This is a genomic window from Streptomyces sp. NBC_01460, from assembly GCF_036227405.1.
In the GTDB taxonomy this organism is placed as follows: domain Bacteria; phylum Actinomycetota; class Actinomycetes; order Streptomycetales; family Streptomycetaceae; genus Streptomyces.
This window is the reverse complement of sequence record NZ_CP109473.1, coordinates 968,715-981,935: the sequence shown is the minus strand read 5'-3', so window position 1 is coordinate 981,935 and position 13,221 is coordinate 968,715. Positions and strand designations below refer to the sequence as shown.

Genomic DNA, 13,221 nt, shown 5'->3' with positions numbered 1-13,221 from the left:
GCCCGGCCTCTGCCGCTTCAGCGGGAGCGCTCCGCCAGGGTCAGCAGGAGGTGGGCCGACTCGGGGCGCAGGAAGTCGGAATGTGCCCCGGCGGGGGAGAGGCGGGTGAGACGGCTGCCGCGGTAGAGCCCGTCGGCGTTGACGTTGACGACCCGGTGGTCCAGGACGTGCTGGGGGTAGGGCGTGTCCGTTCCGAGCAGCGTGGTCGAGAACTGCGGAACCGGAGCGGGACCCGCTCCCGAGTGCCCGATCCCTGGCCGGCGCTCCGCCCGCAGATGCCAGAAACCGGTGGCCCGGTCCCAGCGGGAGTGGGTCAGGACGAGTGGTCCCCGGAGGGGCGCCCCGGGATGCCGGCCGGAGGGGAACAGATCGGCGTAGTGACGGACGAAGGCGTCGCGGGGCGCCGCCATCTGGAAGATCAGCGCACTGTCGACGGTGAAGGGACGGCGGGAGTCGTACGGGGTGCTCCACCCGAGTACGGGCGGGCGTTCTGCCGCACGCTGCATCGCCTCGCACAGGAAGCGGCCGCCGAACGAGTGGCCCGTCAGGTGGAGGTACTGGCCGTTGCGGTTCGCCAGTACGGCGGAGGCCCTCGGATCGACGCGCCCGGCATCCAGGTAGCCGAGCAGATGCCCGATGACGTACGGCGCGTGGCCCCGCCCCTCGGCGCTCATGGAGTGCGCCCGGTCGCGGATCAGGCGGTAACCGCCGAGCGTGGGGCGGCTGGAGGACGGCCAGCGCACCACGACGCTCCACGGCCGGTAGCCGTCCGACAGCCCCGGATAGCGGTCGGGACGGGCCGTCCACAGGTCCATGGCCTGCGAGAGGAGCTTCGTCGCGCTGCGCGCGGCGGTCGCGGGAGGCGTCCGCCAGCCGTGCACGTAGACATGGATGTCCGTCGCCCACCCGGGGATCCGCAGCCGCCGTGCCAAGTGCTCGGCGACACGGTCGACGGGCACGGGTACGTCCTCGGGTGTCCTCAGCCGTCCTTGCTCGTCCAGGTCGACCACGAGCGGCTCCGGGACGACACGCGGCAACGCGCCGGCGGTCATGAGGCGAGGTCCAGACGGCTGTGCAGTCCGCAGTGCAACGAGTAAGTGAGGGCGAGCGGGTTGTGGAACTTCTCGGCGAACGTCCGGACCAGCAGCTGGCTGATCTCCCCTGCCGTGTGCGTGCCGGCCAGGTACAACTCGAGGAAGGAGTAGGCGTACTCCGACGCGAAGACCTGCGGTATCTCGATCTGAGGGCCGAGGACACCGTCGGCACCCAGGTCTATCAGCGCCGCGCCGAGGTGCTCGACGTGCGTGCCGGTGGCCGCCTGGCCGGTGTGACAGGCGTTGAGCAGGACGAACGGCCTGAATCTCTGCGGCATGTCGCGAAGACGCCGACGCCTCCGGCGGACCTTCGCGCTGTCGATCAGATCGGAGTCGGACAGCTTGATGACCAGACGCCGGTCCGACGTGCCCTCGTCCATGAAGGTCCCGTGGCACCAGAAGTACATCAGGTCCTCGGGCAGGACCGCGTTGTTGAGGGCGTCCAGGAGGTCCACCGCCCGGGTGCGGACCGTGAGGTGGGAGCGGCTGTCGAGGAGGTCCCGCACATCCGAGGCCCGGCCCACCCTGTCGAGCGTGGTGTCGGTGTTCAGGCTGGTGACCGCGCGCCGACGCGGTTCCAGCGTCAGCTGATCCACCCAGGAGTACGCCGGGCTGGTCTGTTCGACCTGGTGCCGGTGTCCGAGGAAGGCGTCCCACGGATCCGAGAACCGGGACGGATCGACGGCCAGCATGGACCAGGGCAGGGGCAGGTCCGAATCGAAGCTGATCCGCAGGTCCTTCTCCTCGGACAGGGTCTCGAGGAGGAACGTACGCAGACGCCTCAGACCGGGGTCGCTTCCGTCGAGCATGACGTCGAGCACCTCGAAGCCCTCTTCCGCGAGGGTCTTCACCAACGTCTCGACCAGGGTCGAGTGCTGGGTCAGATCGGGCTCCTCGGCCAGAGGGCGGCCCCCCACCCGCATCCCCGGTCCGGGACTGTCGTCGGTGTGGTCGACGACCAGGCGCTTCCACTCGAAGCGCAACGTGCCCGCCTTGCCGAGCAGCGCTTCCGGCGTCGTCTCCAGGCGGGCGTTGCGCCACTGGTCGCGGGGAGGCAGCCACGAGGCGTGGGTGGTGATGGTCAGGCCGTCGCGCTCGGCGTGACGCAGCATGATGCGCATGTCACGAGGTTTCCCACCACCCGTGTCCTGCGCGGCCCGTGGTGGGGGAACCGTGTATCCGGACGACGGATTGCGCACTATCTCGAAGTTGAGTTCCTGTGCCATCCGGGTCAGTCGCTCCCTTGCGTCCGCGCACCGTGCCGCCCTTCGGTGCCGGGTACCTGGACCACCGTCTCCAACTCCTGCAGTGCGAGGCCGGAGGCATGGTCGTACAGAGTGAAACGGAGCTTGTGCGCGCCCGGTTCCCGCGGGGTGAAGGAGAAGACCGCAGGGGCGCCACCAGGGGCGTACTCCACGACGGCGGGGAGGAGCACCGCGTCGGTGCGGCAGTCCGCGACCACCTCGATCCGGGGCAGATCGAGGGCCGGCACGTCCTTCTGCCGTTCCAGACGCACCTCCACGGACGACGTCAGGCCGACGGCGGCGGTGCCGGTGAGCGTGAGCCTCGGCTGCCAGGCCGGCCGGGCGGTGCGCAGACGCCAGCGGAGCTCCTCGGTCTCGGGGTGCTGCGCGCCGAAGACGCTCTCCCAGCGGGACAGCAGATCGCTCTGCCAGTCGGGGGACGCGGGCGCGGCGGTCTCCAGGCGGGCCAGGACCAGTTCGGCGTGGCTCTCCAGGGTGTCCGGGTGGTCCGGCCCCAGTACCCGGCTCCGCCCCGCGTGGACAGCCTCCAGCAAGGTCACGGCCTCCGCGTGGCGCTCGGAGTCGGAGAGGACACGGGAGAGTTCGACCGGCAGGCTGGGCAGACGGACGCCGAGGCGGTCGGCGTGGAACTCGACCACCGTACGGAGCCGGACGACCTCCTCGTCGACGGCCGCGGCCTCCGGGTGAGTCCCCTCCATCCCGCATCCCTCCGAGGCGCCGAGGGCCGCCGCCCTCAGATGGGCCCGGACGAGACCGTCGATGCTCGCCGGCCACGCGGGGTCGGGCTGCAGCCGGCTCACGTCCAGGAGCAGCTGTTCCAGGACGTCCAAGGCCTCCTCGGCCGCCCCCGCCTGCAGCAGCGTGTGCCCGAGGACCGCCGCCGGGCCCCAGGCACGACGGTGGTCCGCGCCGAAGAGTGCGACGGTGTCGTCGACCAACCGCTGTGCCAGCTGTACCGCACGGTCCGTCAGCCCGGAGTCGGCGAGGACCCAGGCGAGGTTGCCGCGGATGTGGGACGTCCAGGGGTGCTCGTCCGGCAGAACCTCCTCGCACCGCTTGAGCAGCTCCTCGAGCATGGACGTGGCCCAGGGCAGGTCGCCCGTCTCCCAGACGGCGAAGGCCAGGTTCACCCGGCAGGCCACGGACGCGACATGGTCCGCGCCCCGGATCCGGTCGCTGTCGGCGACCAGTTCGAGCAGATGCCGTACGGCCTGCTGCCGGTCACCCGCCGGCCGGAACAACGATGCCCAGGTGAGGCGCGCGAGCAGCGTCGAGTCGTGGAGCGGCCCGAGGACCCGGCCGAAGTCCTCGACGAGCTGCCCCCGGAGGCGGAGGGCCGTGCCGACGTCGCCGGCCTGTGTGTACGCCCGGGCGAGCCTGGCACGGGCGTTGAGGGTGCGTGGGTGGTCCGCCCCCAGGGCGCGGGCACAGTCGTCCACCAGCGACGTGGCCGCGCGCACGGCGGACCCGGCCGTGGAACCGCCCAGCAGCACCCGGACGACGTCGTCACGCACTTCGAGCGTGTCGGTGTGCTCCGGGCCCAGGAGACGTTCGTGGTCCCCGCGCAGCCGGAACAGGTCGCGCAGGGCTCCCGCACGGTCGCCCGCGAGTTCGCGGTGCCTGGCCAGAGTCGCCCGCGCGGCCAGGGTCATCGGATGGTGCGCGCCCTGTACGCGCGTCCGGTCCGCCACCACTCTCCCCGCCAGCGCGAGGGCCGCCTCGTACTCCTCGGCCTCCTCGAAGGCGAACGCGAGCGTGGTGCGTGTACTCAGCGCCGCGACGTGGGAATCCCCCTGCAACGAGACACGGTCCGCGAGCAGGGCACGCAGGCCGGTGATGGCCCGGTGGACCTGGCCGGAGCGCATCCACGCGTAGAGGAGCCAGGAGCGCGCGTTCAGGGTGTCCGTGTGGTCCCGGCCGCGTACGCGGACGTAGTCGTCCACGAGCGGGCCCGCCAACTCCTCGGCGAGGAGGTTGTTGCCCGCCGCGATGTGCCCCGCGACGACGTCGAGCCGCAGCGCGAGGACACCGGGGTGATCATCCCCGTCGCGGTCGGCCTGGCTCTCCAGCACGGTCATCAGGGTGGCCAGGGACACCTCGTGCCGCCCGGCCTCCCGCTGGACGAGGGCGAGGTCCCGCCGGGCCGACAGCGTGCGCTGGTGCGAGGGGCCCCAGACGCGGTCCCACGCCGCGACCGCTTCGTCGTACAGGGCCATGGCCTGCTGGTGGTTCTGCGCGGCTGAGTACGAATCCGCGAGGTTCTCCCGGACGGTCAGGGTGGCGGGCGCCTCGTCCCCCAGGTACCGGCGGTGTGCGTCGAGCAGCCGGGAGAACTCCGTGATGGCCCTCTGGTGGTCGTCCGCTCCCAGGTAGGCCAGTGCCAGCCCGTTGCGGGTGTCCAGCGTGCTCAGGGCCTCGGCGCCGAGCAGCCGGGTCCGGTCGTCGATCAGCCGCTCGTACGCGGTGGTCGCACGGTCGTACCTCCCGGCCGAGCGCAGGACCCAGGCATGCAGGTCGCGGGTGTGCAGGGTGTGGGGGTGCCGGGCGCCCTGGACACGGGTGCGGTCGGCCACCAGCGCGTCCAGCAGGGCGAGGGACCGGTCGAACTCGAAGGCCGCCTGGTGCGCCACACCGAGCCGCTCGCGGATGTGCAGGGTCCTCGGATGATCCTCGCCGTGGACGCGCGTCTGGTTCTCGATCAGCTCCTGGTACGCGCGTATCGCATCGGGATGGCGGCGCTCCGCCGCGAACAACTCGGCCAGGGACTGGCGGACCGCGAGAATCCGTGGGTGGTCGGGCCGGAGGAACCCCTCCATGTCGGCGAGAAGGCTCCGCAGCTCCTCGACCGCCTGGGCGTGCCGGCCGTCGTCCTGCCGGGTGAAGGCCAGGATCTCGCGCGTGCCCAGCACATGCGGGTGTTCCGGTCCCAGCAGCTTGATCCGGTCGGCCAGGACTTCCGTGAAGAGCGTGATGGCGTCCTTGAACTCGGACGCCGCACGGAGGGTGTTGGCCAGGCCGACGCGGGCCGTGAGCGTCGCGGGATGCTCCTGCCCCTGCGCCGTGGTCCTGTCGGCCACCAGCCTTCTGCGTTCGTCCAGGGCGCGGCGCAGGTCTCCGGACATCTGCAGCGCGTAGGCACGGGCTCCCCGGGCACGGAGCGTGTCCTGGTGGAACTCTCCCCGGACCCTGCTGTACCCCGCGATCACCGCTTCGTAGTGGTCGGACGACCTGGCGTAGTCCCCGCGGAGCCGGTGGACGACGGCGATGTCGTTGCGGTAGTCCAGCGTCGCCGGGTGATCCGGGCCCTGCGCACGCGCGCTGTCCTCGGCGAGCGACTCGAAGGAGGCGAGGGCGAACTCCGGGCCCTCGGCGTCCACGACCGCGTAGGCGAGGTCCTGTCTGCTGCGCAGCGTGTCCGGGTGATCCGCTCCCTGGACGCGTGTCCGGGCCTCCACCACCTGCGTGTAGATCTCGGCGGCGGCCTTCGGGTTCTCCGCGGCCATGTGCGCGGAGGCGAGCCAGCCGCGGCTCGTGAGGGTCTCGGGGTGGTCCGGCCCGTGGATCGAGCTCCGGTCGCCGACCGCCTGCGCGTACAGGCGTAAGGCTGTGGCGTGGTCACCTGCCGAGCGGTAGGCGTACGCGAGGTTGGTGCGACTGGTGAGGGTGTCCTTGTGCTGGGGGCTCAGGATGCGTTCGCGGTCGGCCACGACCGCCTCGAACTCCCTGACCGCGTCCACGTGGCGTCCGGCGGTCTGCAGCGCGTACGACAGGTCGTTGCGGCTGCGGAGCGTGTCCTCGTGGTCCGGACCCTGCACGCGGAGACGGATCCCGACGACCGCCTGCAACTCCGTGACCGCGCGCATCACCTCGCCCGCCTTGCGGTAGGCGTACGCCAGCCGCTCCCGGCTGGCCAGGGTCTCCGGCGCCTCGGCGCCCGACACCGCGGTGCGGTCGAGGAAGAGGTCCTTGCAGAGGCTGATCGCCGTGACGGGGTCGCCGGCCTTCGCGTGGAGCTCGGCCAGGCGGTCGCGGTAGCCGAGCGTGGGCTCGCGGTCGACGTCCCACAGGCGTGTGCTGCAGTCGACGACCCGCTGCATCAGCGGGATGGCCAGGACGTGTTGCTCGCGGGCCCCCAACTCCTCGGCACCTTGGCGGTACATGGCCACCAGCCCGGCTTCGGCTTCGGCGTCCTCCGCCGTCCCGGTCGCCGCCAGTGCCTGAATGTGGGTCAGGTACGGTCTGACGCCGTCGGGTGCCGCGCCGACCGCGGTGGCGAGTGCCCTTTCGGCCCGCCCGCGGGCATCCGGTACCTGCGTCGCCGCCGCCTCGCGCAGCGTCCGCTGGAGAAGCCGGTGCAGGGCGATCCCGGCTGGCCCGATGGCGACCAGGTGATAGTTCCTCAGGGCCTGCAGCGCCGCCTCGGTGTCCTCCTCCCGGCCGTCCATGTGCTTCAGCACGACCAGGGGCAACGCCTCGGGGGCGTACCAGGCCAGTGTGTGGAGCAGGGACACGGCCAGGGGATGCCGGGCGCGGATGGCCTCCAGACTGGTACGGCAGATCCGGGCGACCGCGCGGGCCGCCGCGCTGTCGCCCCCGAAGCCGGCCTCGGCCTTGTGGGTCAGCTTCGCCCGATAGGCGGCGAGCCCCGTCCGGGTCTCCCTCAGGTAGGCGCGTGCCTGTGCCAGAGCCAGAGGCAGGTAGCCCAGGTCGTCCGCCAGCAGCTCGGCCTCCGCGCGCTCGGCGGGTGTACGTCCTGGCGGGATGTGATTGTCCTGAACCGTACCCGGCGCACAGAGGAGATCCACCGCCGCGTCGTGGCTGAGCACATCGAGGCTGATCAGCTCGGCGCCCTCGGGCCAACCGTCACGACACCTGCTCGTCACCAGCTGGTGTCCCCGGGAGAGCAGCCGCCCGAGGAAGGGAGTGAGGTGCTCCGGCCGTTCGACGTTGTCGTAGACCAGCAACCAGCCGGGGTGCGCCTCCAGCCAGGTCAGCGCCCACTCCGTACGTTCCTTCGGGGTGGCCCGTCTCGCCCAGACCGGGTGCAGGGCGAGCGTGAGGTCGGCCAGGCCGGAGGCGATCTGCTCCTCGCTCTCCGAGGTGATCCACCAGACGAGCGCGTACTCGTCGCGCCGCTCGTGCGCGTAGTGCAGCGCCAGCGCCGTCTTGCCGATGCCGCCCAGGCCGCTCACCGTGGTCGCCGACTTCTGGGTGATGACTCCGCCGCCGTCCTCCAGGGAGGCGGCCAACCGGGTGAGGGACTCGGAACGGCCGACGAAGGGCTGCTTCGAGGGAGCGGGCAGATTGTCGAGCCCCGGCCGAGGGGGGATCCGGACGGCGGCCGCCTTCGCCTCGTCGGACAGGACCGTCGTGTGCTGTTCGGCATGCGGATCGCTGCCGGGCCGGGAACTGTCGCCCTCCTGGCCCAGCAGGGTGGGATGGCTGCGGACGGCCTCCGCCACGGCAGTGCGCGACTGCTCGGTGATGATCATCGCTCCCCCAGGCTGCCGACCACCTCGTACCCGTGTGATCGCGCGCTGTGCCGGAGCCACCGTCACCGGGCGACCGGCCTCGGCGTCCTTGACAACGCGCGAGACGCGGGAAGGTCACTGTAGGGACGCGCGGTGGGGCTGTCACGCCCGGAAGGCCGTCACCGGAGGGAATCAGCCAGCTCCCGCCGGGGTCGATTCCCCCGCCCCGGGCCCCGCCCCGGTCAGTCGGTGAGGCCCAGAGCCCCTGCCGCCTGGATCGCCAGCCAGACCTCCGCCAGGGCACCCGTCGACGTCAGATCGCGCCGGGACAGGGTGCCGAAGCGGCGCAGCCGGTAGGCCAGGGTGTTCGGGTGGATGTGGAGCGCGGCCGCGGCCGTCTCGGTACGACGGTCACGCTCCATCCAGGTGCGGGCGGAGACCAGCAGGTGCGAGTCATGGGCCTCGTCGTACCGCAGGACCTCGCCGAGCACGTGCTCGACGAGCGCGCTCAGGACGGCGGGGTCGTCGGGGAGCCATCGTCCCGTCGCGTCGTCGCCGTACCGGACGACCGGGCGGCCCGACTCCACGGCCTTCGAGACCGCCCAGAGCGCCTCGCGCTCGGCGACCTTCAGCGCGACGCCCGGCAGGAAGGGGCGGCTCATCCCGGCCGCCACGGACGGCAGCCCGCCGACGGCCTCCGCCAGCTCCGGAGCGCCCAGGACATAGCGGTCCTCGCCCCAGGTGAGCAGCAGATGGGGGTGGTCCTCCAGACAGCGCGGCAGCGCCTCGTCGCCGGCGTTGCGGACCACGAGGAGCACGGCCTCACCCTCGATCGCGTGCCGGGCGAGCCGACGCCGGGCCGCCTCCGGATCGAGCACCTCCTGCAGCAGCTCCGCCAGCGTCTCCGCGCCCTCGCGGCGCAGCACCTCGCGCTCGTTGCGCACCATCGCCAGCCGCAGCGCCGCCACGGTGGCGATGTGCTGGACGACGGCGAGCCCCGCGGGCTGCGCGCCCTGACGCTCGTACGCGACGAGGAAGCCCGCAGGGCCGCCGGGCGCCGGCACCGGGAGGACGAAGCCGCCGGGCACCGTGGGCGGGGCGTCGACGGAGGCGGGCAGCACACCGGGATCCGGCGTGGGGACGCCCGGCAGGAGGGGGCGGCCCTGCGGCGTACAGAGGTAGACGTCGTAGCCCGACAGCCCTTCGAGCCGGCGTAGCAGCGCCGGGGTGTCGAGGTCCTCGGCGACCAGCCAGCGCAAGGAGCCGAAGACCTGGAGCTGCGCCCCCAGCCGGTGCCGGGCGTCCTCCTGGACGGAGGCGGCGACCTCCTGCGAGACCGCGATGAAGGGGACGGCGAGCGGCACCTCCAGGACGGGGAAGCCCCGCTCCTCGGCCGCCTCGAAGAAGGCGTCGTGCAGGGGAGGCATGTGCAGCTGAGCCGAGAGCGCGAGGCCCGACACCCCCGCGTCGTCCAGCCGCTCCAGATAGGCGCGCTGCCCGGCCGCGGTGCGGGGGACCGCCAGACCCGCCGTCATGATCACCTCGGCACCCAGCAGCCAGGGCGTCGGATCGGCGAGCTCGCTGGCGTGCGCCCACGACACGGAGCGGCCCAGACCGCTGCTGCCGGCCTTCACCGAGAGCTGGAGCGCGGGGAAGGAGAGCAGATCCTCGACGGTGAGTTTGTTGCTGGCCACATAAAGGAGCGTACATCTCTGTGCCGGACACAGTTGTCGCCGATCATGCAGGGCCACAGACTGCTGGGACGCCCCTACGCATGAACGGAAGGTGGAGCGTCCGTGACGACCTCGATCACCGAAATCGAGACCTATGGTGTCGAGCGGATCCCGGACGCGGACCGCACCGCCCGCCCGATCGATCTGTTCCGCCTCGCCTTCGGCGGCGCCAACACCTTCGCGACCTGTGTGCTGGGCGCCTTCCCGATCCTCTTCGGCCTCTCCTTCTGGCAGGGACTCGCCGCGACCCTCCTCGGGCTCGTCGCGGGCGCGCTGCTGCTGGCCCCGATGGCACTCTTCGGACCGGCCAACGGCACGAACAACGCCGTCTCCTCCTTCGCGCACCTCGGCGTGCACGGCCGGGTCGTCGGCTCGTTCCTCTCGCTGCTCACCGCCATCGCGTTCTTCTCGATCTCGGTCTGGTCCTCGGGCGACGCCCTCGTCGGCGGCGCGCACCGGCTCGTCGACGTACCCGAGTCCGACCTCAGCTACGGCATCGCCTACGCGGTCTTCGCCGGTCTCGTGCTGGCCGTCTGCGTCTACGGTTTCCGGTTCATGCTGCTGGTCAACAAGATCGCGGTGCTGGCCGCCTCCGCCCTCTTCGTGCTCGGGGCCTTCGCCTTCGCGGGCGACTTCGACCCCGGTTACGCGGGAGCCTTCGCCTCGACCGCCGACCCGCTGTTCTGGCCCTCGTTCATCGGCGCCGCGCTGATCGTGCTCTCCAACCCGGTCTCCTTCGGCGCCTTCCTCGGCGACTGGTCCCGCTACATCCCGGCCGGGGCCTCGCGCCGCCGGGTGATGGGCGCCGCGTTCCTCGCCCAGATCGCCACCCTGCTGCCGTTCCTCTTCGGCCTGGCCACGGCGTCGATCATCGCGTCGAAGGCCGCGAAGTACGTCGATCCTGCCGCCCCCAACTACGTGGGCGGACTGCTCGCGATCTCGCCGGGCTGGTACTTCCTGCCGCTCTGCCTCATCGCCCTGATCGGCGGCCTCTCCACCGGCACGACGGCCCTGTACGGCACGGGGCTCGACTTCTCCAGCGTCTTCACGCGGTTCAGCCGCGTCCAGGCCACCTTCTTCATCGGCGTCCTGTCCATCGCGTTCATCTTCGTCGGCCGCTTCGCGCTCAACCTCGCACAGTCCATCTCCACCTTCGCGACACTGATCATCACCTGCACCGCGCCGTGGATGATCGTGATGGCGCTGGGCTACGTCACCCGGCGCGGCTGGTACGACGCGGAGGCCCTCCAGGTCTTCAACCGCCGTCAGCGCGGCGGCCGCTACTGGTTCACGCACGGCTGGAACTGGCGCGGCATGTCCACCTGGCTGGTGTCGGCGGTCGTGGCGCTCCTCTTCACCAACCTGCCGGGCCAGTTCGTCGGCCCCCTCGGCGACCTCGCGGACGGCGCCGACATCTCCCTGCCGGTGGGCCTCGTCCTCGCGGCCGTCCTCCACCTCACTCTCCTCACCCTGTTCCCCGAGCCGCGCGCCGTGTACGGCCCGGACGGTCCCCGCTTCGTGCGGGCGTCCGACACGCCCGTGCCGCCGATCACCGGCGCCGGCGGCGAACGCGTGACCGACCCCGCCCCGGCGCTCTGACCCTCGCCGTCCCACCCATCCGCACCCCGGGCGGACGACGCCCGTGACCAGGAGCAGATCATGAGCACCACCACCGTCCAGGAGGTCCGGGCCGCCGCTGACGCACTCGTCGCGGCCTTCGCCGAAGGCCGCCTCGACGACTACTTCGGCGCGTTCGCCCCGGACGCGACCTTCGTCTTCCACACCACTGCCCGGCGGCTCGGCTCCACGGCGGAGTACCGCGCCCTCTGGCAGGAATGGGTGGAACGGGACGGCTTCCGCATCCTCGGCTGCACGTCGTCCGCCCCGCTGATCCAGCCCTTCGGCGACACGGCCGTCCTCAGCCACGACGTGGAGACACGGATCGCCACGCATGTCGGGGAGGAGACGGTCCATGAGCGGGAGACCATCGTCTTCGCCCGCGCCGATGACGGCCGCTGGACCGCCGTCCACGAACACCTTTCCGCCCGTACCACCGCCTGACCGGGAGACGTTCCATGAGCACCACGTTCCGCAACTACATCGACGGTGCGTTCGCCGACGCCTCGGACGGCCGCACGCTCGACGTGGTGGACCCCACCACCGGCGCCGTCTACGCGACCTCCCCGCTCTCGGGCGAGGCGGACGTCGACGCGGCGATGGCCGCCGCGGCCGCCGCCTTCCCGGTCTGGCGCGACACCACACCGTCCGTGCGCCAGCGCGCGCTGCTGAAGATCGCCGACGCGATGGAGGCACGGGCGGACGAGTTGGTCGCCGCCGAGAGCCGCGACACCGGAAAGCCGCTCCACCTCACCCGCAGCGAGGAGCTCGACCCGGCCATCGACCAGGTGCGCTTCTTCGCGGGCGCGGCGCGGATGCTCGAAGGCCGTTCGGCGGGCGAGTACATGGAGGGGCTGACCTCCATCATCCGCCGCGAGCCCGTGGGAGTGTGCGCGCAGGTCGCGCCCTGGAACTACCCGCTGCTGATGGCGGTGTGGAAGTTCGCGCCGGCGCTGGCGGCGGGCAACGCGGTCGTTCTCAAGCCCTCGGACACCACCCCGGCGTCCACGGTGCTGGTCGCCGAGATCATCGGCGGTGTCCTCGCCGAGCTGGAGCTCCCGCGCGGCATCTTCAACGTGGTCTGCGGCGACCGCGACACCGGCCGTCTGATGGTGGAGCACCCGACCCCGGCGATGGCCTCCATCACCGGTTCCGTGCGCGCCGGCATCCAGGTCGCGCAGAGCGCGTCCAAGGACGTCAAGCGGGTCCACCTGGAGCTCGGCGGCAAGGCCCCGGCTGTGGTCTTCGAGGACGCCGACCTGACGAAGGCGGTCGAGGACCTGGTCGTCGGCGGCTTCTTCAACGCGGGCCAGGACTGCACGGCGGCCACCCGGGTCCTCGTCCACGAGTCCGTCCACGACGAGTTCGTCGCCGCACTCGCCGCGGCGGCGGCCGACACGAAGACCGGGCAGCCGGACGACGAGGACGTGCTGTACGGCCCGCTCAACAACGCCGGCCAGCTGGCCCAGGTCAGCGGCTTCATCGAGCGCCTCCCGGCGCACGCCGAGATCCGGGCGGGCGGCCACCGGGTCGGCGACCAGGGCTACTTCTTCGCCCCGACCGTCGTCTCCGGCCTCCGCCAGGACGACGAGATCGTCCAGAACGAGGTCTTCGGCCCGGTCATGACGGTCCAGTCCTTCACGGACGAGGCCCAGGCCGTGGAGTTCGCCAACGGCGTCGACTACGCCCTGGCCTCCTCGGTGTGGACCAAGGACCACGCGCGGGCGATGCGGATGTCGAAGAACCTCGACTTCGGCTGTGTGTGGATCAACACCCACATGGCACTCGTCGCGGAGATGCCGCACGGCGGGTTCAAGAAGTCCGGCTACGGCAAGGACCTCTCCGCGTACGGCTTCGAGGACTACACCCGCATCAAGCACGTCATGACGGCGCTCTGATCCACGCGGGAACCGCGGTCCGGCACCGGGCCGGACCGCGGTTCCGGGGACGGCGCGCGGGGCGAACAGTATGAACGCAACGGCCATAGGGCTGGCCCGCGCGAGGCAGGGCTCCCTAGCATCCCGGCCTGCGGCGCGACTTC

General features: G+C 71.8%; 7 protein-coding genes. 3 read left to right on the top strand and 4 right to left on the bottom strand.

Annotation, left to right across the window (positions count from 1 at the left end; translation table 11 throughout):
- Nucleotides 1–17: 17 nt before the first annotated feature.
- The 4 genes from OG488_RS04390 to OG488_RS04375 all read right to left on the bottom strand — a co-directional run bounded on the left by OG488_RS04390 (nucleotide 18) and on the right by OG488_RS04375 (nucleotide 9,524).
- A complete protein-coding gene (locus OG488_RS04390) occupies nucleotides 18–1,052 on the bottom strand; it encodes a hypothetical protein (protein ID WP_329226093.1) in 1,035 nt (344 codons plus the stop codon).
- On the bottom strand, nucleotides 1,049–2,215 hold the full coding sequence (locus OG488_RS04385) for a CHAT domain-containing protein (RefSeq protein ID WP_329226090.1): 1,167 nt from the start codon (nucleotides 2,213–2,215) through the stop codon (nucleotides 1,049–1,051). The genes OG488_RS04390 and OG488_RS04385 overlap by 4 nt, the downstream gene beginning before the upstream one ends.
- A 110-nt stretch (nucleotides 2,216–2,325) precedes the next feature.
- Nucleotides 2,326–7,851: an FxSxx-COOH system tetratricopeptide repeat protein gene (gene fxsT, locus OG488_RS04380; protein WP_329226088.1), complete on the bottom strand. Its 5,526-nt coding sequence runs from the start codon at nucleotides 7,849–7,851 to the stop codon at nucleotides 2,326–2,328.
- 221 nt (nucleotides 7,852–8,072) lie between these two features.
- Nucleotides 8,073–9,524 (bottom strand): PucR family transcriptional regulator, encoded by a 1,452-nt coding sequence (locus OG488_RS04375; protein ID WP_329226086.1) that lies wholly within the window; start codon nucleotides 9,522–9,524, stop codon nucleotides 8,073–8,075.
- A 102-nt stretch (nucleotides 9,525–9,626) separates the two neighbouring features.
- On the opposite strand from OG488_RS04375, the gene OG488_RS04370 reads away from it, so the two are divergent.
- From OG488_RS04370 to OG488_RS04360, 3 genes are read left to right on the top strand one after another with little or no spacing between them, the layout of a single operon-like run.
- Nucleotides 9,627–11,162, top strand: coding sequence for a purine-cytosine permease family protein (locus OG488_RS04370; protein WP_329226084.1), 1,536 nt, complete (start codon nucleotides 9,627–9,629; stop codon nucleotides 11,160–11,162).
- A 60-nt stretch (nucleotides 11,163–11,222) separates the two neighbouring features.
- Complete coding sequence (locus OG488_RS04365) at nucleotides 11,223–11,624, top strand: YybH family protein (protein WP_329226082.1); 402 nt, start codon at nucleotides 11,223–11,225, stop codon at nucleotides 11,622–11,624.
- Between the two features lie 14 nt (nucleotides 11,625–11,638).
- Nucleotides 11,639–13,078 carry a gamma-aminobutyraldehyde dehydrogenase gene (locus OG488_RS04360; RefSeq protein WP_329226080.1) on the top strand — a complete coding sequence of 480 codons (1,440 nt, stop codon included), beginning with the start codon at nucleotides 11,639–11,641 and terminating at the stop codon, nucleotides 13,076–13,078.
- Nucleotides 13,079–13,221: the final 143 nt, after the last annotated feature.